This window comes from Janthinobacterium sp. 1L-D-8-B-C4, assembly GCF_057291295.1.
On record NZ_JBXAVX010000003.1, the window covers coordinates 436258 to 455917 of the forward strand.

The window sequence follows — 19660 nt, forward strand, 5'->3', positions numbered from 1 at the left end:
AAAGCCTCAGGCCGCTGCCAGCATGGTGCGCAGATTGCAGTCGCGCTGCCAGCCGCGCCGTTCCTCGTTGCTGAGCGACAAGGCCGCCAGTTCGGCCGGCGTGAGCGCTTGCTGCGCCTGCACCATGCGGTGCGCCAGGCCGCCGTCGGGCAGCACGGTGCCAAAAAACGCCACCTGGTCGTCCTGCTGGATCAGCAGGGTCGGGAAGTTTTCAATGTCGAGCTCGCCCACCACGTCGGCCTGGTCCTCGATATCGACCCACACGAACACCGCGTCGGGGTGGCGCGCGGCCAGTTCCTCGAACGTGGCGCGGTAGGTGGTGCAGGTGCCGCACCATTGCGCGCACAGGCAGGCGACGATCCAGCGCGGGCCGGCCAGGGTGGCAGCGATGTCGGCGCGGTTGTCAGTTGTCAGGGTCAGGCTATGCATGTCGTTGTGGCATTGTGGGCAGATGGCGCTCGCGCCGATGGGCGTATTCTACCGCGCCAGGACCAAGCTGGCCTGGCAACGGCCCAGTCCGTTGAAGCGGTTTTTTGATGCCGAGGCGGTTTCTAGTGGATAATGCGGTAAATTGCGCGCTGATTACGCTGGTCCATGCTGTTTCCTGGTCCGGCAGCCTGACCCTTCCAGTCTGTTCCCATGCTCTGCCCGGTGTAAGCGCAGCCCCACCTTCACTTTATTTTATGGAATTGACAGCTTATGTTGAGTTACCGCCACGCCTTTCATGCGGGTAATCACGCCGATGTGTTGAAGCATTATGTGCAGATTCAGTTGTTGCAGTACCTGAATCAAAAAGATACCGCCTACAGTTATATAGATACCCATTCGGGCGCTGGCGTGTATGCGCTCGACGGCGGCTATGCGTCGAAAAACGCCGAATACGAAACCGGCATCGCCCCGCTGTGGGACCGCACCGACCTGCCGGCCTCGCTGGCCGAGTACTTGAAACTGATCAAGGAAATGAATCCGAGCGGCAAGATGCGCTACTACCCGGGTTCGCCCTACTGCGCCGACCAGGTCAGCCGCGAGCAAGACCGTTTGCGCCTGTTCGAACTGCATCCGGCCGATGCGAAGATTCTTGCCGATAATTTCCGCAAGGTCGAAGCGCATGCGCAGGCCCAGGGCGAACGCCCGAGCGTACGCGGCAAGCGCGTGATCATCACCAAGGCCGACGGCTTCCAGAGCCTGAAAGCGCTGCTGCCGCCGCCATCGCGCCGCGCACTGGTGCTGATCGACCCGCCGTACGAAGACAAGATGGATTACCGCAAGGTCAAGGATACCCTGGCCGATGCGCTGGTGCGTTTTCCGTCCGGCATCTACGCCGTCTGGTACCCGGTGCTGCAGCGCATGGAGTCGCGCCAGTTTGCCGACAAGCTCAAGCAGTTGCCGGCGACCGAATGGCTGCACGTGACCTTGACAGTCAACACGCCGTCGCCGGACGGCTTCGGCCTGCACAGCAGCGGCATGTTCATCCTCAACCCGCCGTACACGCTCGAACCGATGCTGCGCGAAGTGATGCCCTACCTGGTCAAGGTGCTGGGCCGCGACGACGGCGCCAAATTCGTGCTGGAAACCGGCAAGGGCGGCGTCAGGAACACCGGTACGCGCCGCGTTTGAGCCTGATGTGCGCACTGCGTGCGCTGCGGTACATGGCAAGATAACAGGCTGGAGCTATACTGGGTGCGGGTCGGCAGGCGCCGGCCCGGGCCCTGCCGCAGCCTGAAAGCGGCCCTTGTTCGTGGGCTGTTCCATGACTAATTACTTGCAATCTGACAACCCCGCGCTGCAGGATTTCTTTCTTGCCCGCCAGCCCATCCTGAACCGCGACCAGCGCCTGGTGGCCTACGAATTGCTGTTTCGCAGCAGCGCCGAAAACCAGGCCGTGATCAGCGGCGACGCCGTATCGGCCACCGCCACCGTGATTGCCCATGCGTCCGAGCTGGGCATGGAGAAGGTGGTGGGCTTGCAGCTGGCCTTCATCAATGTCGACGCGGTGGCGCTGATGAGCGACTTCATCGGCTTCTTGCCGCATCACCGCGTGGTGCTGGAAATCCTGGAAACGGTGCGCCCGACGCCGGCCCTGCTGGCCCGTATCAGCGAGCTGCGCCAGGCCGGTTTCCGCTTTGCGCTTGACGATGTGGTGCTCGATACGCCCGACGTGCAGCAACTGCTGCCACTGGTCGACGTGATCAAGGTCGATATCGCCCAGCTGACGCCCGACGAATTGCCGCGCCTGGCGCAGGTGCTGGCCGTGTCGCGAAAAAAATTGCTGGCCGAAAAAGTGGAAACCGTGGCCCAGTTCGAGCAATGTCTGGCGCTGGGCTTTGATTTTTTCCAGGGCTATTATTTTGCGCGTCCCGTGATTCTCAGCGGCAAGCGCTTGTCGGCCTCGGAACTGGCCATCCTGCATTTGCTCGAATTGATACAAGCCAATGCCGACAACCGCGAGCTCGAGCGCTGCATCAAGCATGACGCCCTGATCGGCCTGAACCTGTTGCGACTGGTCAATACGCCTGCCGTCAGCGCCGGCGTGCGCATCGACACCCTGGGCCAGGCCTTGTTGCTGCTGGGGCGGCGCCAGCTGCAGCGCTGGCTGCAGATTTTACTGTATGTGCGGCCCGGCACTTCGGCGCAGTTCACCTCTCCCTTGCTGCAACTGGCCACCACGCGCGGCAAGCTGCTGGAACTGATGACCGAAAAGCTGCGGCCGGGCCAGCATCAATATGCCGATATCGGCTTTACGGTGGGCATCATGTCACTGATGGATACGCTGTTTTCCATGCAGATGAGCGAAGTGGTCAGCAGCGTGCGCGTGAACAGCAAGGTCAGCGACGCGCTGCTGTTTCGTCATGGCGAACTGGGCAGCATGCTGGCGCTGGTCGAGCAAGTCGAGCAAGCCGATGGCGGCCCGGCCATGGCCGCCATGCTGGCGCATTTGCAATTGTCTGAGCACGAGCTGACGGCGATCCAGCTGGCCGCCTATGCCTGGGTCAACGATTATGTGCACGGTATTTCAAGGACGGTACACTAGTCTTACTGCCCCAGCAGCAGGAACACGGTCGGCTTCTTGTGGAAGTCCGGCGCCTTTCCGGCTGCCAGCTGTTTTTTCCATTGCCCGCCATTCAGTGTCTGGATCGATTCCGTATCCAGGCTGAGGTCGGTTGCCACGCAGATCAGGGTTGACGGCTGGCATTGCGCCACCAGTGCTTCGAGCATGGCGGCGTTGCGGTACGGCGTTTCGATGAACAGCTGGGTCTGCTTTTCGGCGCGCGAACGGCTTTCCAGTTCCTTGATGCGCTTGGCGCGCAGCGCGGCGTCGGTCGGCAAATAGCCGTTGAAGGCAAAGCTCTGGCCGTTCAGGCCGCTTGCCATGACCGCCAGCAAAATCGACGATGGCCCCACCAGCGGACGCACTTTGACGCCGTGCTGATGCGCCAGGCGCACCAGGTCGGCGCCGGGATCGGCCACCGCCGGCACGCCCGCTTCCGACACCAGGCCCGCGTCGCGCCCGGCCAGCAGCGGCGCCAGCAGGCCGGCCAGCGCCTGGGCCGGGGTATTCACGTTCAGCTCGGAAATGGTGATTTCCTGCAAGGGTTTTGCCAGCGGATGCTTTGTGTTGATCAGTTTCAGAAAGGCGCGCGCCGTCTTGGCGTTTTCGGCGACGAAATAATCGAGCTGCGAGGTGATGTGCCGCACCCGTTCGGGAATGATATGGTCCAGCGCGTCGTCGGGGCCGTCGGACAAGCCAAGGTGGTTGGGGATCAGATAAAGAGTGCCGGTCATGGTGTGTTCTGGTTTAAATGGTGAAAAACGCCACGCCCGCGCGGCGCAGCATGCCCGTCAGGGCGATCAGCGGCAGGCCGGTGAGGGCGGTCGGATCGGTGGTGTTGATGCTTTCAAGGATGGCGATGCCCAGCCCCTCGTTCTTGGCGCTGCCGGCGCAGTCGTACGGCTGTTCGATGCGCAGATACGCGTCCAGCTCGGCGTCCGGCAGGTCGCGCACGGTGACCAGGGTCCGGATATCTTCTACCTCCGCCGTGGCGACCGCCTGGCGGCCGTCGAGCAGGCACAGCGCCGTATGGAAGATCACCTCGCGCCCGCGCATGGTTTGCAGCTGGCGCAGGGCGTTGGCATGGTTGCCCGGCTTGCCGATCTGCGCGCCGTCCAGTGTGGCGACCTGGTCGGAGCCGATCACCAGGCTGCCGGGAAAGCGGTCGAGCACGGCCTGCGCCTTGGCCCGCGCCAGGCGCAGTGCGGTGGCGCTGGGGCTTTCATGGGGCAGGGGGCTTTCATCGAGGTCGGGCACGGCCACCTCGAACGGCAGGCGCAAACGCGATAAAAGTTCCTTGCGGTAGGCGGAACTCGATGCAAGTATCAAGCGCGATGGGGTGGAAGTTGGTATCATTCGGATCTGGAAAGCGGCTGGCAAGGCCGCCAGTGTAGTCTGCCGCAGCGCTGCCGGGCAAATCTTGCTTGCAGCGGCGCGCCTTCGCAGCCTGACAGTAGCCTGCTTGATATCAAAAAAATGCAAGCAGGCTTTGACTCCGGCTTCAAAACCCTGCTATCATCGCTGGTTTTCCGGGGAAATTTTCTACCAATGAATGCTTTTGTGATCGACGCCTTTGATTTTTGTCGTATCAGCGGGAGCCGCGAGGGTGTCACTCCTGTCGCTGAAATGACCCGGTTGACCAAGGATTGCGCAGATACTTCCGGTGAGATCGCCTGGAAAATCGTCGGCGGCACCAGCAAGCTGGGCTACCCGCAACTGACCTTGTCGGTCAACGGCACGGTTCAGCTGGAATGCCAGCGCTGCCTGGCCCCGTTTGCTTACGATATCGATTCTTCGACAGTATTGATGCTCGGCAAGGATGACGAGCATGCGGACGAGATCGAAGAAATCATCGACGATGAGTCGATCGACGTGATCGTCGGCAGCCGCAGCATGGATGCCGCGGCCCTGATCGAAGATGAAGCCTTGCTGGCCTTGCCGCAGGTACCCAAACATGACGTCTGCCCCGATACGGCGCAGCTCGATGCTCTCAAGACTGAAAAGAAGTCGCCGTTTGCGGCACTGAAAGACTTGAAGCCAGAATAAGCAGTAAGTAAAAGACGTGTCAAACGCGTGTAGTAATCGAGTATGGCAATGTGTAGTGAAACGTAGCATGAAATAAACGATGTCGGTACGGCCTGTTTTCGGATGGTCTTTGCCGCTGGGATACTCGATTAGCATGTATTTGCCAATCGATTGTGCTAAAATTTTAGAACTTATGTATTAGGAGTCATCATGGCAGTTCAACAGAACAAGAAAACCCCTTCCAAGCGCGGCATGCACCGTTCGCACGACTTCCTGGTCGCGCCGCAATTGAGCGTCGAGCCAGTTACCGGCGAAACACACATGCGTCACCATATCAGCCCTAACGGCTTCTATCGTGGCCGTAAAGTGTTGAAGACCAAAAACGACGAGTAATCGACGTTTTGTTGGGTAAGATGAAAGCGGTGTTGCGTTGGTTTTTCGGCGTGGCGCCGCTTCTTCTTTTTTATCGGCTGCAATTCATCTTGCGCACCGTCATTTTGAATCACGCTGACCAGGCCTGTGCGTTCCTGCAGCAACAGTCCGATTCACATCTTGCCGCAAGCCCGCAGCGGTACTGAATCACACCAAATGACAATCAAAATTTCTATCGACTGCATGGGCGGAGATCACGGTCCCTCAGTTACTATCCCCGCAGCAATTTCCTTTATTGAACACGAGCCTGACGCCGAACTGATCCTGGTAGGATTGGAAGACGTGATCCGTGCCGAGCTGAAAAAGCACAAGGCAGAGACGCATCCGCGCCTGTCGATATTGCATGCTTCCGAACAAGTTACCATGGACGATCCGCTTGAAGTGGCGCTGCGCCGCAAGAAGGATTCGTCGATGCGCGTGGCCATCGAGCAGGTCAAGAGCGGCGCGGCGCAAGCCTGCGTTTCCGCTGGCAACACCGGCGCCCTGATGGCCGTCTCGCGTTATGTATTGAAAACCATGTCGGGCGTCGACCGCCCGGCCATCTGCAGCATCCTTCCCAATCAAAAGAACGGTCCGACCTACATGCTGGACCTGGGCGCCAACGTCGATTGCGAGCCGCATCATTTGCACCAGTTCGCCATCATGGGCTCGGTGCTGGTGTCGGCCATGGAAAACATCGCACGGCCGACCATCGGCCTGTTGAACGTCGGCACGGAAGACATCAAGGGCAATGAGGTGGTGAAGCTGACCGCCAAGCTGCTGCAGGCCGACCACGAGCGCGGCGCGCTGAACTTCTACGGCAACGTGGAAGGCAATGACATCTTCAAGGGCACCACCGATATCGTCGTCTGCGACGGCTTTGTCGGCAACGTTACCCTGAAAGCCATCGAAGGCCTGGCGCGTTTCATGAAAGACGTGCTGACCTCGGAATTCAAGCGCAACCCGGTTACCATGTTGGGTGCCCTGATCGCGCGCGGTGCCCTGAAAGCCATCACCAACCGCCTGAATCCCTCGCGTTATAACGGCGCCAGCCTGCTGGGCTTGCGTGGCCTGGTCATCAAGAGCCATGGCGGCGCCGATGCCTATTCGTTTGAATGGGCCTTGCGCCGCGCCTATGAAGCGGCAAAGAATGACGTGCAGGCCCACCTGGCCAGCATGATCGCCGAGCTGATGCCGCGCACGCCAGTGGCGCCTGACGCTCAATCGACAAGCCCTACCATTTAGTGGATGTGTTCGCATGACTATCGTACGTAAAATCTACAGCAAAATCATCGGTACCGGCAGCTACCTGCCGGAGAAGCGCGTGACCAACCAGGATCTGACGGAACAGCTCGCCGCCAAGGGCATCGAGACCTCGGATGAATGGATCGTCTCGCGCAGCGGCATCTCGGCGCGCCATTACGCGGCACCAATGCAAAATTCCTCGGACCTCGGTGTCGAAGCGGCCAAAAAGGCGCTCGAGATGGCCGGTCTCGACGGCAACGAGCTGGACCTGATCATCGTTGCCAGCTCGACTCCCGACTTTTTCGGCAGCTTCCCCAGCACCGCCTGCATCGTGCAAAACAAGCTGGGCATCACCAACAACTGCGCGGCGGTCGACGTGCAGGCCGTCTGCAGCGGCTTCGTCTATGCGGTCGCCACCGCCGACAGCTTCATCCAGTCGGGCATGCATAAAAACGTGCTGGTGATTGGTGCCGAAGTGTTTTCGCGCATCCTCAATTTCGAGGACCGCGGCACCTGCGTGCTGTTCGGCGACGGCGCCGGCGCGATTGTGCTGACGGCATCGGAAGAGCCTGGCATCCTGGCCACCAAGCTGCATGCCGACGGTCGTCATTCGAATATCCTCAGCGTGCCGGGCAGCGTGGCCGGCGGCGCCCTGGCCGGCAGTGCCTTCCTGTACATGGATGGCCCGGCCGTGTTCAAGCTGGCCGTGTCGGTACTGGAAAAAGTGGCGCATGAGGCCCTGGAACACGCCAACATGACACAGGACCAGATCGACTGGCTGATCCCGCACCAGGCCAACATTCGCATCATGAACAGTACCGCCAAGAAGCTCGGCTTGCCGTTGGAAAAGATGGTTGTTACCGTCGACCAGCACGGCAACACCTCGGCCGCTTCGATCCCGCTGGCGCTCGACATCGCCGTGCGCGATGGCCGCGTCAAAAAGGGCGACAATGTGATGATGGAAGGCGTTGGCGGCGGCTTTACCTGGGGCGCCGTGCTGGCGCGCATGTAAGCTGCAACACGATTAAAAAAACGGAGTCCCAATGACACAATTTGCATTTGTTTTCCCAGGTCAAGGTTCGCAAGCGATCGCGATGCTCGACGGTTTCGCCGGCAACCCGGTAGTGGCACAGACCGTGGCCGAAGCGTCCGAGGCGCTGCAGTTCGACCTGGGCAAGCTGATCGCCGAAGGTCCGAAGGAAGAACTGGACCTGACCACCAACACCCAGCCTGTCATGCTGACGGCGGCCGTGGCGTTTTACCGCGCCTGGCTGGCGGCCGGCGGCCCGCTGCCCACCGTTGTCGCCGGCCACAGCCTCGGCGAATATTCGGCACTGGTCGCCGCCGGCGTGATCGCCTTCAAGGACGCCGTGCCGTTGGTGCGCTTCCGCGCCCAGGCGATGCAGGAAGCCGTGCCGGTCGGGCAGGGCACGATGGCCGTGGTGCTGGGCCTGTCGGACGACGACGTACGCGCCGCCTGTGCGGAAGCGGTGGCCGAAAACCCGGCCCTGGTGGTCGAGCCCGTCAACTTCAATGCGCCGGCGCAAGTGGTGATCGCCGGCCATACGGCTGCGGTCGAGCGCGCCTGCGAACTGGCCAAGGCCAAGGGCGCCAAGCGCGCCATGAAGCTGCCGGTATCGGCACCATTCCATTCCTCGCTGCTGAAGCCCGCTTCGGACCGCTTGCGCGACTATATGGCCGAGCTGCAATTCAATGCGCCGCAGATCGCCCTGATCAACAACGTCGATGTTGCCATTGTCAACGATCCGGCTGGCATCAAGGATGCGCTGGTGCGCCAGGCAGCGAGCCCCGTGCGCTGGGTGGAAACCATGCAGAAGGTCGCGGCGGACGGCATCACCCAGGTGATCGAATGCGGTCCGGGCAAGGTCCTGATGGGCCTGGCCAAGCGCATCGATCCGGTGCTGGTGGGCGACGCCATCGTCGACCAGGCATCGCTTGACCGCATTTTGACGCAGCTCAAATAAACAGCACGCGGCAGCGGGCTTGCTCCGCTGCCGCCAGCCATTTTTAAGGATACTCATGAATTTAACGAATCAAGTCGTGCTGGTCACGGGCGCCTCGCGCGGCATCGGCCGCGCCATCGCCACCGAACTGGGCAAGCAGGGCGCCACCGTGGTCGGCACCGCTACCTCGGACGCCGGCGCGCAGGCGATCACCGATTACCTGGCTGCCGAAGGCGTGGCCGGCAAGGGCGTGGTCCTGAACGTGACCGATGCGGCGCGCTGCGCAGCGGTAGTCGATGAAGTGCAGAAAACCTATGGCAGCCTGTCGATCCTGGTCAACAATGCGGGCATCACGCAAGACCAGTTGGCCATGCGCATGAAGGATGAAGAGTGGGATAACGTGATCTCCACCAATCTGTCGGCCGTTGGCCGCTTGTCGCGCGCCGTGTTGCGCGGCATGATGAAAGCGAAGGCCGGGCGTATCATCAACATCACCTCGGTGGTGGCCTCGTCGGGCAATCCGGGCCAGATGAATTACGCGGCGGCCAAGGCTGGCGTGGAAGGCATGAGCCGCGCGCTGGCGCGTGAAATCGGCAGCCGCAACATTACCGTCAATTGCATCGCCCCCGGCTTTATCGACACCGACATGACCAAGGCGCTGAGCGAAGAGCAGCACGCGGCCTTGCTGACGCAAATTCCGCTGTCGCGCCTGGGCAAGCCGGAAGACGTGGCCGCCGCCGTGGCTTTCCTGGCGTCGCCGCAAGCGGCCTATATCACGGGCACCACCTTGCACGTGAATGGCGGCATGTACATGAATTGAGATGCGGGCTGGACGAAACAGTCGTTTGTGGCGTGATTCAACGATTGTTTTTGTCTATAATCGCATCTTTTAGCAGCAGCTTCGGTCGAATTAGCAGCAGACACCGAAATTAGTATTCGGACGCGCAAACCTGATAAAATGCGCGCACTTTCCGTAACACACACTTTGGAGCCATAACATGTCGGATATCGAACAACGCGTTAAGAAAATCGTCGCTGAGCAACTGGGCGTTGCAGAAGCAGACATCAAAATCGAATCCTCCTTCGTCGACGACCTGGGTGCCGATTCCCTGGACACCGTGGAACTGGTGATGGCCCTGGAAGACGAATTCGAAATGGAAATCCCTGACGAACAAGCTGAAAAAATCACCACCGTGCAACAGGCTATCGATTACGCCACTGCACACGTCAAGGCCTAAGCCTGTCTGACCGACTTCAGGAGAATCGCTTGAGCCGTTCTAAAAACCGTCGTGTTGTTGTCACCGGCCTGGGCTGCGTTTCACCTGTCGGCAATACTATTGCCGAGGCGTGGAGCGCAATCATCGAAGGGAAATCGGGCATCGCCACGATTACCAAGTTCGATGCGCAGCCATTCACCACGCATTTTGCCGGTGAAGTCAAAGGTTTCAATATCGAAGATTACATCTCCGGTAAGGAAGCCCGCCATATGGATACCTTCATCCATTACGGCATGGCTGCCGGCATCCAGGCGATGCAGGACTGTGGCCTGGAGGTCACCGAAGAAAACGCCGAGCGTATCGGCGTGATCATCGGCTCCGGCATCGGTGGCTTGCCGCTGATTGAAGAAACCAAGTCCGAGTACGAAAAACGTGGCCCGCGCCGCATCTCGCCCTTTTTCGTGCCTGCCTCGATCATCAACATGATCTCTGGCAACCTTTCGATCAAATATGGTCTGAAAGGCCCGAACCTGGCCATCGTCACGGCATGCACTACCGGTTTGCACAGCATCGGCGCAGCCGCGCGCATGATCGAGTACGGCGATGCCGACGTCATGATAGCCGGCGGTGCCGAATCGACCGTTTCGCCGCTGGGCCTGGGCGGTTTCGCCTCGGCACGCGCCTTGTCGACCCGCAACGATGACCCGGCAACGGCGTCGCGTCCGTGGGATACCGACCGCGACGGTTTTGTGCTGGGCGAAGGCGCCGGCGTGATGGTGCTGGAAGAGTACGAGCACGCGGTGGCCCGCGGTGCCAAGATCTATGCCGAAGTGCATGGTTTCGGGATGAGCGCAGATGCTTATCACATGACCTCGCCGCTGGAGGATGGTAGCGGCGGCAGCAAATCGGTGATCGCGGCACTTAACAACGCAGGCTTGAACCCCGACCAGATTCAATACCTGAACGCGCATGGCACGTCGACCCCGCAAGGCGACGTGGCTGAAGTGATGGGCATCAAGCGCACCTTCGGCGACCATGCGAAAAACCTGGTGGTGAACTCGACCAAATCGATGACCGGCCATTTGCTGGGCGGTGCGGGCGGTCTGGAAGCGGTGTTTACGGTCCTGGCGATCCACCATCAGGTGTCGCCACCGACCATCAACATCTTCAACCAGGATCCGGCTTGCGATCTCGATTTCTGCGCCAATACGGCACGGGACATGAAGATCGATTATGCAGTGAAAAATTCCTTCGGCTTCGGCGGAACGAATGGCACGCTGGTTTTCGGCAAAGCGAAATAAGCTCTAACAGCTTGAACTTTCTAGCGCTCGCTGCGGTCAAACCGTAGTGAGCGCTGATTCGGCGCCAACGTTCGTTGGCGCCTGAATTTGCCCGGCATGGTGCCGGCGCGCCTGATATTTCCCATTGAGTATCTATGTCGATTGCCATATCGGCTGTCCTGCGCACGCCTGTCGGTTTGCGTCTGCTGCAAGCGTGCCTGGGTCTTTGCGCCTTGCTGGCGGCCTGGCCACTGGCAACGGGTGCCTACTCCCTGGGCTGGGCTGCCGCGCTGGCCAGTGTCGCTGGCGGCGTGTTGCTGCTCGCTGCACCGTGTTGCAACGGAAAGCCACGCACGCTTGATATTTCACCGGTCGGCCAGTTTCGGCTGACGGAACATGATGAATATGGCGGCGAGCCGGTGCCGGCCGCACTACCGTTGCGCTTGCTGCCCGGTTCGACTTTATGGCCCGCGCTGCTGGTGCTGCGCCTGGCCAGTGACGAGGGGCGCAGCGTCACCGTGATAGTCCAGCGTGCTTTGCCGGCCACGCTGGCGTTCCGCGAACTGGCCGTGGCATGCCGCGCCATCGCGGCGCGGGGGAGGGTGTCATAAAAAGTGCGGCAAATACTGAACTTCTTGCAGCGGGCCAACTCTATAACCATACAGGCGCCCGCGCTGCATGCTACCAGGGATACAGGGCGTGAGGACAGAACGCGAAGGTGATCAATTATTGGTCGAGCGGGTCCAGGCTGGCGACAGGCGGGCATTCGACGTGCTGGTATCGAAATACCAGCGGCGTTTGATGCGGCTGGTGTCGCGGCTGGTGCATGATCCGGCGGAGGCTGAGGATGTGGTGCAAGAAACCTTTATCAAGGCCTATCGGGCGCTGCGGCATTTTCGCGGCGACGCAGCCTTCTATACCTGGCTCTATCGCATCGGCATCAATACGGCAAAAAACTACCTGGTCACGCAGAGCAGGCGCACGCCCACGTCCAGCGAGACCGATGCCGAGCAGGCCGAGTCGTTTGATGACGGCAGCCGGCTGCGTGACAACAACACGCCTGAGTCGGTGCTTGCCAGCAAGCAGATCGCCGCCACCGTCAACGCGGCCATGGATGTGCTGCCGATCGAATTGCGCACCGCCATCGTACTGCGCGAAATCGAAGGACTGAGCTATGAAGAAATTTCGGAAATCATGGCTTGCCCGATCGGCACCGTGCGCAGCCGTATCTTCCGGGCGCGCGAGGTGATTGCGGAAAAACTCAAACCCTTGCTGGACATGCCGATTGACAAGCGCTGGTAATGCATTGACCATGAGCAAGCTGTACCACTTTACGCAGCACTTCATTACTTTGGCAGGACCCATGATGGACACATACCCAGGATTGCAAGAGCATATTTCGGCCTTGGCCGATGGCGAACTGGCGGCCAGCGAAGTCGAGCTGGCCTTTGCCGCGCTCGACACCGATGCAGGGCGGCAGGCCTGGCATGCCTACCGGGTGATCGGCGAGACGCTGCGCGCCGGGCAGGACGGTCTTGTTCCAAGCGCCGGCTTTGATGCCCGGCTGGCCAGCCGCCTGGCGGCCGAGACTGTGTCCGCACCGGCCCTGGCGCCGGTGGCGGCGGCGGTCGCCAGCGGCACCGTCACCGAGCAGCCAGGCGCTGGTGCCGTTCCCCAGCGCTAGCCAGCCAGCCTGCTTACGCCTGGCTTAATGCCGGCCACTCCCTCTTGACACCTGCCTTCTGCACGGTTGACACTACCTGCAAGCGATATCTTGCTTATGCGATATATTGTTGTACGGTTTGCCATGAGCAGCCTTGCAAGGCAGTGATCGTTGCCGCTGGCGTGCGCGTCAGGCAGGCAGCTAGCTCCGACTAACATTCGAAAAGATAACTCCATGAAAAAAAATATTTGTGAACACAGCAAAACGTTTTCAGCGAAGACGCTTTCCGCCTTGTGTCTGGGGACCGCTGGCGTCTTCTTTGCGCCCGCCATGCTGGGCGTCGTCGCGCCGGCGCATGCCGCCGCACCCGCCGTGCGCTCTGTCCAATTGCCTGATTTTGCAGACCTGGTCGACGCCGTCGGTCCGGCCGTCGTCAATATCCGCACCACCGAACGCCTGAAAATGGGCGGCGGCGCCGCCGGCGGCAGCGATGAGCAGGAAATGCAGGAATTCCTGCGCCGCTTCTTTGGTGGCGCCATGCCCACGCCGCGCCAGCAGGATCCGCGCAAAGGCCGCGCGCCGCAGGAGCAGGAGGTGCAGCGCGGCGTCGGCTCGGGCTTCATCATTTCCGCCGATGGCTATGTGCTGAGCAATGCGCATGTGGTCGATGGCGCCGACGAAGTCTATGTGACGCTGACCGACAAGCGCGAATTCAAGGCCAAGGTGATCGGTGCCGACGCACGCACCGACGTGGCCCTGCTGAAAATCGAAGGCGCCAACCTGCCGCGCGTGACCATCGGCGACTCGGAAAAGATCCGCGTCGGCGAATGGGTGATCGCCATCGGCTCGCCGTTCAACCTGGAAAACACGGTGACGGCCGGCATCATCTCGGCCAAGTCGCGCGATACGGGCGACTACTTGCCGCTGATCCAGAGCGACGTGGCCGTCAATCCCGGTAATTCGGGCGGCCCGCTGATCAATCTGCGGGGCGAAGTGATCGGCATCAACTCGCAGATCGCCACCCTGTCCGGCGCCTATAACGGCATTTCGTTTGCCGTGCCCATCGATGAAGCCATGCGCGTGGGCGAGCAGCTGAAAAAGACCGGCAAGGTGGTACGCGGGCGCATCGGCGTGCAGATCGGCGAGGTGAGCAAGGAAGTGGCAGAATCGCTGGGCTTGCCAAACGCCAAGGGTGCGCAAGTGTCGATGGTCGAGTCCGGTGGCCCGGCCGACAAGGCCGGTGTCAAGCCGGGCGACATTATCCTGAAATTCAATGGTGCCCAGATCGAGCGCTCCTCCGACCTGCCGCGCCTGGTGGGCGGCTCGGCCGTCAACGGCAAGGCCACCATCACTGTCTGGCGCAAGGGCGCGCAGCAGGAACTGCCGGTGACGGTAGCCGAGCTGGAAGGCGAGAAAAGCGCTGGCAAGGCGACACCCAAGCAGCCCGAAGCCCAAGCCAGCAACGCGCTGGGCCTGAAGGTCAGCGACGTACCGGCCGCCAAAAAACAGGAACTCAAAATCGATGCGGGCGTGCTGGTCGATGACGCCGATGGCGTCGCTGCCGCAGCAGGCCTGCAGCCCGGTGACGTGATCCTGCAACTGAACAACGTTGCCGTGCGCGACGCCAAGCAGTTCAATGCGCTGGTCGCCAAGCTCGATCCGAAGAAAGCCTCGGCACTGCTGGTGCGCCGCGGCGAGACGACGCAGTTCGTGCCTTTGCGTCCATCTGCCAAGTAATCGTTCCTTCATTCGCGTCCCGGTGTTGGCCGGGGCGCGCTATCCCCGCCGCCATGCACTTCACCCTCTACTCCCGCAGTTATTGCCACCTTTGCCAGGACATGTTTGAGGCCCTGCAGGCCATGCAAACCCCCGAAAAGCCCTTCACGGTCGAGGTAATCGATATCGATGCGTCGCCCGATCCGTCGTTGCTGGCGCGTTTCGACGAACTGGTGCCGGTGCTGTACGGCGACCTGGCGCAGCCCGAGCTATGCCATTATTTCCTTGATGAAGCCGCCGTACGCCGCCATCTGGCATGAATTTAATGGCTGATTTGCATCGTTGCCCGGCAGCTGGCCGCTGAAAGACGGGCTTTCTACTCTGAAATCCGGTAAAATGGGGAGGTCGAAAAAGCTCCTGTCCGCAGCAGCAGCTTATGTCGCTTCAAAAGCGCTCGCCTGGACATGCAAATGTCCTGCCCGGAGCGCTTTTTTCATCATGAGCGGGGTGCCGGGTTTGGCCCGGGCATGATCCCCTTGATTCCTGTTAAGCAGTGTTGTCACTCGCACACATATTAGTTAATGAATAACATACGCAATTTCTCCATCATCGCCCATATTGACCACGGTAAATCGACCCTGGCTGACCGCATCATTCAATTGTGCGGCGGCTTGTCCGACCGCGAGATGGAGGCGCAGGTGCTCGATTCGATGGATCTGGAGCGCGAACGCGGCATTACCATCAAGGCGCAAACGGCGGCCCTGCACTACAAGGCACGCGATGGCCAGATCTACAACCTGAACCTGATCGATACGCCCGGCCACGTCGACTTCAGCTATGAAGTGTCGCGCTCGCTGTCCGCCTGCGAAGGCGCATTGCTGGTGGTCGACGCCTCGCAAGGCGTGGAAGCGCAAACCGTCGCCAATTGCTACACGGCGCTGGACCTGGGCGTGGAAGTGGTGCCGGTTCTGAATAAAATCGACTTGCCGAACGCCGATCCACCGAACGCGATTGCCGAGATCGAAGACGTGATCGGCATCGATGCCGGCGACGCCGTGCATTGCTCGGCCAAGACCGGCTTTGGCGTGCTCGATGTACTGGAGCAATTGATCGTCAAGGTGCCGCCACCGAAGGGCGACCCGGATGCGCCGTTGCAGGCGCTGATCGTCGACTCCTGGTACGACGCCTATGTCGGCGTGGTAATGCTGGTGCGCGTGGTCAACGGCACCCTGAAGCCGAAAGACAAGATCCGCCTGATGGCCACCGATTCGGTGCAACTGGTGGAAGACATCGGCGTGTTTTCGCCACGTTCGCAATCCTTGCCGCAATTGTCGGCCGGGCAAGTGGGCTTCATCATCGCCGGCATCAAGGAACTCAAAGCGGCCAAGGTGGGCGATACCGTCACACTGGTCAGCCGTCCTGCCAGCGAGCCATTGCCAGGCTTCAAGGAAGTGCAGCCGCAAGTGTTTGCCGGCCTGTTCCCGGTCGAAGCGAACCAGTACGATGCGCTGCGCGACTCGCTGGAAAAACTGAAACTGAACGACGCCGCATTGATGTACGAGCCGGAAGTGTCACAGGCGCTGGGCTTCGGCTTCCGCTGCGGCTTCCTGGGCCTGCTGCACATGGAAATCGTGCAGGAGCGCCTGGAGCGCGAATTCGACATGGACCTGATCACCACGGCGCCGACGGTGGTGTACGAGGTGGTGCAGCGCGATGGCAGCCTGATCAACGTCGACAATCCGTCGAAGATGCCCGATCCGTCGCGCATCGAGGAAGTACGCGAGCCTATCGTCACGGTCAACCTGTACATGCCACAAGAATACGTGGGCTCGGTGATCACCCTGTGTATCGCCAAGCGCGGCATCCAGATGGACATGAGCTACCACGGCCGCCAGGTCAAGCTGATCTATGAAATGCCGATGGCCGAGATCGTGCTGGACTTCTTCGACCGCCTGAAATCGACTTCGCGCGGCTATGCCTCGATGGATTACGAGTTCAAGGAATACCGCGCCGCCGACGTGGTCAAGGTCGACATGCTGATCAACAGCGAAAAAGTCGATGCGCTGGCGATTATCGTCCACCGTTCGAACAGCCAGTACCGTGGCCGCCAGGTGGCCGCCAAGATGCGCGAACTGATCCCGCGCCAGATGTTCGACGTGGCCATCCAGGCCACCATTGGCGCCAACATCATTTCGCGCGAGAACGTGAAAGCGCTGCGCAAGAACGTGCTGGCCAAGTGCTATGGCGGCGATATCAGCCGCAAGAAAAAATTGCTGGAAAAACAAAAGGCCGGCAAGAAGCGCATGAAACAAGTGGGTTCCGTGGAGATTCCACAAGAAGCCTTCCTGGCAATCTTACAAGTGGACGGTTAATCAATGAACCTGCAAGTGATTTTAGGAAATTTCGCGCTGATTTTGTTCGTGTTGATGGTCATCACTGGTTTTGTCTGGTGCCTGGACGTGTTTTATCTGTCGAAACAGCGCCGCCTGGCGGCCGACCGCGCGCTGGCTGACTTCGACGCGCGCCAGTCCAAGCTGGCCGCCGAAGGCATCAAGTCCGAGCACGGCGGCAGCCGCGCCACGATCGAAGCGGCGCTGCTGCGCCAGCCGACCTGGGTCGAGTATTCGGGCAGCTTCTTCCCGGTGATCGCGATGGTGTTCTGCCTGCGCTCGTTCCTGTACGAGCCGTTCAAGATCCCGTCGAGCTCGATGGTGCCGACCTTGCTGGTGGGCGACCTGATCCTGGTAAACAAGTTCACCTACGGCATCCGTCTGCCGATCGTCAACAAGCGCATCATTGAAGTGAACGACCCGCAGCGCGGCGATGTGATGGTGTTCAAGTATCCGAAGGACATGTCGCAGGACTATATCAAGCGCGTGATCGGCGTGCCCGGTGATAAAATCACCTATGACAACAAGCGCCTGACCGTGAATGGCAAGCCGGTCACCTACACGCCGCTCGATGACTACCTCGACGACGAAAGCACCGTGTACCACAAGCAGCTGGAAGAGAACCTGACGGGCGTCAGCCACCGCATCCTCAACGACGATCCGGCGCCGACCCTGAACCTGGGCCAGGTGAACGACTTCCCGCACAAGGATGCGTGCGACTATAACGAAGACGGCTTTACCTGCACAGTACCAGCAGGAAATTATTTCATGATGGGCGATAACCGCGACAATAGCGCGGACAGCCGCTACTGGGGTTTCGTGCCGAACGAGAACATCGTCGGCAAGGCCTTCCTGGTGTGGATGAATTTCAGCAATCCGAAACGCGTGGGCGGCATCCACTAAGCCGTCCTGGTCCTTCGGGGCCCACCCGCATGCCGTGCGCCCGATACCCGCGCCGGCATGCCGACTCAATCAGATGACACAGAACCAACAATGAATCTTCAGCTATTGCAAACCCGTCTAGGCTATACGTTCCAGGATGCTGGCCTGTTGCAGCAAGCCTTGACGCATCGTAGCCACAGCAGTTTGCATAATGAGCGGCTGGAATTCCTCGGCGACTCGATACTCAACTGCGTGGTCGCCTCGATCCTGTACGAGCGCTTCAAGGCCATCGACGAGGGCGATCTGTCGCGCCTGCGCGCCAACCTGGTCAAGCAGCAGTCGCTGTATGAAATCGCGCAAAAGCTGGAACTGTCGCAGTTCCTGCGCCTGGGCGAAGGCGAACTGAAGTCGGGCGGCTTCCGCCGTCCGTCGATCCTGGCCGATACCCTCGAAGCGTTGCTGGGGGCAATTTTCCTCGACACCGGTTTCGATGCCGCCAGCACCGTGATCCGCGCTTTTTACATCCCCATCCTCGACTCGGTCGATCCGCAAACCTTGGGCAAGGATGCCAAGACGCTGCTGCAGGAATTTTTGCAGAGCAAAAAAATCTCGCTGCCACAATACAATGTGGTGGCTACCCACGGCGCCGCCCACAGCCAGGAATTCGAGATCGAATGCCTGGTGCCGAAATTGAATATTCAGGTCTACGGTCGTGGCGGAAGCCGCCGCGCCGGTGAGCAAGCCGCCGCCAAACTGGCGCTGGAGGTGGCCGAGCAGGCGCTGCTGAAGTCGCCTGCCGCCAGCCGCAAGCCCAAACCGCGCGCCGCCCAGCTCAAGCTGGCCGGCATTGCCACCATCCAGAGCGACGACACCGCTGTCGCCGCTCACACTCAACAGAAATCGACACCAGCATGACAGCCACCAAAATGCCCGACAACTTCCGCTGCGGCTATATCGCCATCGTGGGCCGCCCGAACGTGGGCAAATCGACCCTGATGAACGTGCTGATCGGCGCGAAGGTCAGCATCACTTCGCGCAAGGCGCAAACCACGCGCCACCGCATCACCGGCATCCAGACCATGCCCGACGCGCAGTTCATCTACGTCGACACGCCCGGCTTCCAGACGCGCCACTCGAACGCACTGAACAAGACGCTCAACAAGACCGTCACCAATACCCTGATCTCGTCGGACGTGATCCTGTACGTGATCGAAGCGGGCACGTTTGGCCCGGCCGACCAGCAGGTGATGGATTTGCTGCCGAAGGAAGTGCCGTGCATCCTGGTGATCAACAAGTCGGACCGCGTGAAAGACAAGGCCGTGCTGCTGCCGTTCGCGCAGAAGGTTGCCGCGATGCGCGACTTCGCCGCCATCGTGCCGGTCTCGGCCAAGCTGCATTTCCAGCTGGAAGGCTTGCAGAACGAAATCAAGCGCTTCCTGCCGGAAAACCAGCCGATCTTCGGACCGGACGACATCACCGACCGCAGCGAAAAATTCCTCGCTTCGGAAATCGTGCGTGAAAAACTGTTCCGCTTTGTCGGTGAAGAACTGCCGTACACCAGCACCGTGCTGATCGAAAAATTCGAGCAGGAGGGTGATTTGCGCCGCGTGTTTGCCGCCATCCTGGTCGAGCGCGACACGCATAAATCGATGGTCATCGGCAACAAGGGCGCGCGCTTGAAAGATATTTCGACGCAGTCGCGCCTGGACATGGAAAAACTGTTCGGCGGCCCGGTGTACCTGGAAATATGGGTCAAGGTCAAATCGGGCTGGGCCGACAACGAAGCGGGCCTGCGCGCCTACGGCTACGAGTAAGTTC

Annotated in this window: 23 protein-coding genes; 20 read left to right on the forward strand and 3 right to left on the reverse strand. The window is 60.4% G+C overall.

Annotated elements, in window-relative coordinates; genetic code table 11:
- Positions 1-6 precede the first annotated feature (6 nt).
- A complete protein-coding gene (locus AC0Z42_RS07860) occupies positions 7-429 on the reverse strand; it encodes a thioredoxin family protein (protein WP_485467670.1) in 423 nt (140 codons plus the stop codon).
- A 270-nt stretch (positions 430-699) separates the two neighbouring features.
- On the opposite strand from AC0Z42_RS07860, the gene AC0Z42_RS07865 reads away from it, so the two are divergent.
- The gene (locus tag AC0Z42_RS07865; protein ID WP_485467671.1) at positions 700-1617 is read left to right on the forward strand and encodes a 23S rRNA (adenine(2030)-N(6))-methyltransferase RlmJ; all 918 of its coding nucleotides are present in this window, start codon (positions 700-702) and stop codon (positions 1615-1617) included.
- 133 nt (positions 1618-1750) lie between these two features.
- A complete protein-coding gene (locus tag AC0Z42_RS07870; RefSeq protein WP_485467672.1) occupies positions 1751-3031 on the forward strand; it encodes an EAL and HDOD domain-containing protein in 1281 nt (426 codons plus the stop codon).
- A 2-nt stretch (positions 3032-3033) separates the two neighbouring features.
- Here AC0Z42_RS07870 and AC0Z42_RS07875 read toward each other — a convergent pair whose 3' ends face one another.
- Both AC0Z42_RS07875 and AC0Z42_RS07880 read right to left on the reverse strand, forming a co-directional pair.
- Positions 3034-3783 carry an SAM-dependent methyltransferase gene (locus AC0Z42_RS07875; protein ID WP_485467673.1) on the reverse strand — a complete coding sequence of 250 codons (750 nt, stop codon included), beginning with the start codon at positions 3781-3783 and terminating at the stop codon, positions 3034-3036.
- A gap of 13 nt (positions 3784-3796) precedes the next feature.
- Positions 3797-4405, reverse strand: a complete 609-nt coding sequence (locus tag AC0Z42_RS07880) for a Maf-like protein (protein ID WP_485467674.1) — start codon at positions 4403-4405, stop codon at positions 3797-3799.
- A gap of 192 nt (positions 4406-4597) precedes the next feature.
- Between AC0Z42_RS07880 and AC0Z42_RS07885 the strand changes: the two genes are divergently transcribed.
- The 18 genes from AC0Z42_RS07885 to era all read left to right on the forward strand — a co-directional run bounded on the left by AC0Z42_RS07885 (position 4598) and on the right by era (position 19656).
- Complete coding sequence (locus AC0Z42_RS07885; RefSeq protein WP_485467836.1) at positions 4598-5095, forward strand: YceD family protein; 498 nt, start codon at positions 4598-4600, stop codon at positions 5093-5095.
- A 189-nt stretch (positions 5096-5284) separates the two neighbouring features.
- Complete coding sequence (rpmF, locus tag AC0Z42_RS07890; protein WP_034749653.1) at positions 5285-5467, forward strand: 50S ribosomal protein L32; 183 nt, start codon at positions 5285-5287, stop codon at positions 5465-5467.
- 20 nt (positions 5468-5487) lie between these two features.
- Positions 5488-5652: a hypothetical protein gene (locus AC0Z42_RS07895; RefSeq protein WP_485467675.1), complete on the forward strand. Its 165-nt coding sequence runs from the start codon at positions 5488-5490 to the stop codon at positions 5650-5652.
- A gap of 10 nt (positions 5653-5662) precedes the next feature.
- The gene (gene plsX, locus AC0Z42_RS07900) at positions 5663-6730 is read left to right on the forward strand and encodes a phosphate acyltransferase PlsX (RefSeq protein ID WP_485467676.1); all 1068 of its coding nucleotides are present in this window, start codon (positions 5663-5665) and stop codon (positions 6728-6730) included.
- Positions 6731-6743: 13 nt separating this feature from the next.
- Positions 6744-7742: a beta-ketoacyl-ACP synthase III gene (locus AC0Z42_RS07905; protein WP_485467677.1), complete on the forward strand. Its 999-nt coding sequence runs from the start codon at positions 6744-6746 to the stop codon at positions 7740-7742.
- Positions 7743-7773: 31 nt separating this feature from the next.
- Positions 7774-8715, forward strand: coding sequence for an ACP S-malonyltransferase (gene fabD / locus AC0Z42_RS07910; RefSeq protein WP_485467678.1), 942 nt, complete (start codon positions 7774-7776; stop codon positions 8713-8715).
- A gap of 55 nt (positions 8716-8770) precedes the next feature.
- Positions 8771-9514, forward strand: coding sequence for a 3-oxoacyl-ACP reductase FabG (fabG, locus tag AC0Z42_RS07915; RefSeq protein WP_485467679.1), 744 nt, complete (start codon positions 8771-8773; stop codon positions 9512-9514).
- 178 nt (positions 9515-9692) lie between these two features.
- Positions 9693-9932 carry an acyl carrier protein gene (gene acpP, locus AC0Z42_RS07920; RefSeq protein ID WP_008449912.1) on the forward strand — a complete coding sequence of 80 codons (240 nt, stop codon included), beginning with the start codon at positions 9693-9695 and terminating at the stop codon, positions 9930-9932.
- Between the two features lie 29 nt (positions 9933-9961).
- On the forward strand, positions 9962-11212 hold the full coding sequence (gene fabF / locus AC0Z42_RS07925) for a beta-ketoacyl-ACP synthase II (protein WP_485467680.1): 1251 nt from the start codon (positions 9962-9964) through the stop codon (positions 11210-11212).
- Positions 11213-11346: 134 nt separating this feature from the next.
- Positions 11347-11802, forward strand: coding sequence for a hypothetical protein (locus AC0Z42_RS07930; protein ID WP_485467681.1), 456 nt, complete (start codon positions 11347-11349; stop codon positions 11800-11802).
- A 67-nt stretch (positions 11803-11869) separates the two neighbouring features.
- Positions 11870-12493: an RNA polymerase sigma factor RpoE gene (gene rpoE, locus AC0Z42_RS07935; protein WP_485467682.1), complete on the forward strand. Its 624-nt coding sequence runs from the start codon at positions 11870-11872 to the stop codon at positions 12491-12493.
- 61 nt (positions 12494-12554) lie between these two features.
- Positions 12555-12875, forward strand: coding sequence for a sigma-E factor negative regulatory protein (locus AC0Z42_RS07940; protein WP_485467683.1), 321 nt, complete (start codon positions 12555-12557; stop codon positions 12873-12875).
- 213 nt (positions 12876-13088) lie between these two features.
- The gene (locus tag AC0Z42_RS07945) at positions 13089-14591 is read left to right on the forward strand and encodes a DegQ family serine endoprotease (protein WP_485467684.1); all 1503 of its coding nucleotides are present in this window, start codon (positions 13089-13091) and stop codon (positions 14589-14591) included.
- Positions 14592-14644: 53 nt separating this feature from the next.
- The gene (locus AC0Z42_RS07950; protein ID WP_485467685.1) at positions 14645-14890 is read left to right on the forward strand and encodes a glutaredoxin family protein; all 246 of its coding nucleotides are present in this window, start codon (positions 14645-14647) and stop codon (positions 14888-14890) included.
- A 261-nt stretch (positions 14891-15151) separates the two neighbouring features.
- Positions 15152-16942, forward strand: a complete 1791-nt coding sequence (gene lepA, locus AC0Z42_RS07955) for a translation elongation factor 4 (protein WP_485467686.1) — start codon at positions 15152-15154, stop codon at positions 16940-16942.
- Between the two features lie 3 nt (positions 16943-16945).
- A complete protein-coding gene (lepB, locus tag AC0Z42_RS07960; protein ID WP_485467687.1) occupies positions 16946-17863 on the forward strand; it encodes a signal peptidase I in 918 nt (305 codons plus the stop codon).
- Between the two features lie 90 nt (positions 17864-17953).
- Positions 17954-18757, forward strand: coding sequence for a ribonuclease III (gene rnc / locus AC0Z42_RS07965; RefSeq protein WP_485467688.1), 804 nt, complete (start codon positions 17954-17956; stop codon positions 18755-18757).
- Positions 18754-19656, forward strand: coding sequence for a GTPase Era (gene era, locus AC0Z42_RS07970; protein WP_485467689.1), 903 nt, complete (start codon positions 18754-18756; stop codon positions 19654-19656). The genes rnc and era overlap by 4 nt, the downstream gene beginning before the upstream one ends.
- The last annotated feature ends 4 nt before the right edge of the window (positions 19657-19660 follow it).

Coding starts and splice junctions, on each gene's coding strand:
- AC0Z42_RS07860 (WP_485467670.1), bottom strand. CDS start 429: ATGCATAGCCTGACCCTGACAACTGACAACCGCGCCGACATCGCTGCC.
- AC0Z42_RS07865 (WP_485467671.1), top strand. CDS start 700: ATGTTGAGTTACCGCCACGCCTTTCATGCGGGTAATCACGCCGATGTG.
- AC0Z42_RS07870 (WP_485467672.1), top strand. CDS start 1,751: ATGACTAATTACTTGCAATCTGACAACCCCGCGCTGCAGGATTTCTTT.
- AC0Z42_RS07875 (WP_485467673.1), bottom strand. CDS start 3,783: ATGACCGGCACTCTTTATCTGATCCCCAACCACCTTGGCTTGTCCGAC.
- AC0Z42_RS07880 (WP_485467674.1), bottom strand. CDS start 4,405: ATGATACCAACTTCCACCCCATCGCGCTTGATACTTGCATCGAGTTCC.
- AC0Z42_RS07885 (WP_485467836.1), top strand. CDS start 4,598: ATGAATGCTTTTGTGATCGACGCCTTTGATTTTTGTCGTATCAGCGGG.
- rpmF (WP_034749653.1), top strand. CDS start 5,285: ATGGCAGTTCAACAGAACAAGAAAACCCCTTCCAAGCGCGGCATGCAC.
- AC0Z42_RS07895 (WP_485467675.1), top strand. CDS start 5,488: ATGAAAGCGGTGTTGCGTTGGTTTTTCGGCGTGGCGCCGCTTCTTCTT.
- plsX (WP_485467676.1), top strand. CDS start 5,663: ATGACAATCAAAATTTCTATCGACTGCATGGGCGGAGATCACGGTCCC.
- AC0Z42_RS07905 (WP_485467677.1), top strand. CDS start 6,744: ATGACTATCGTACGTAAAATCTACAGCAAAATCATCGGTACCGGCAGC.
- fabD (WP_485467678.1), top strand. CDS start 7,774: ATGACACAATTTGCATTTGTTTTCCCAGGTCAAGGTTCGCAAGCGATC.
- fabG (WP_485467679.1), top strand. CDS start 8,771: ATGAATTTAACGAATCAAGTCGTGCTGGTCACGGGCGCCTCGCGCGGC.
- acpP (WP_008449912.1), top strand. CDS start 9,693: ATGTCGGATATCGAACAACGCGTTAAGAAAATCGTCGCTGAGCAACTG.
- AC0Z42_RS07930 (WP_485467681.1), top strand. CDS start 11,347: ATGTCGATTGCCATATCGGCTGTCCTGCGCACGCCTGTCGGTTTGCGT.
- rpoE (WP_485467682.1), top strand. CDS start 11,870: ATGCTACCAGGGATACAGGGCGTGAGGACAGAACGCGAAGGTGATCAA.
- AC0Z42_RS07940 (WP_485467683.1), top strand. CDS start 12,555: ATGATGGACACATACCCAGGATTGCAAGAGCATATTTCGGCCTTGGCC.
- AC0Z42_RS07945 (WP_485467684.1), top strand. CDS start 13,089: ATGAAAAAAAATATTTGTGAACACAGCAAAACGTTTTCAGCGAAGACG.
- AC0Z42_RS07950 (WP_485467685.1), top strand. CDS start 14,645: ATGCACTTCACCCTCTACTCCCGCAGTTATTGCCACCTTTGCCAGGAC.
- lepA (WP_485467686.1), top strand. CDS start 15,152: ATGAATAACATACGCAATTTCTCCATCATCGCCCATATTGACCACGGT.
- lepB (WP_485467687.1), top strand. CDS start 16,946: ATGAACCTGCAAGTGATTTTAGGAAATTTCGCGCTGATTTTGTTCGTG.
- rnc (WP_485467688.1), top strand. CDS start 17,954: ATGAATCTTCAGCTATTGCAAACCCGTCTAGGCTATACGTTCCAGGAT.
- era (WP_485467689.1), top strand. CDS start 18,754: ATGACAGCCACCAAAATGCCCGACAACTTCCGCTGCGGCTATATCGCC.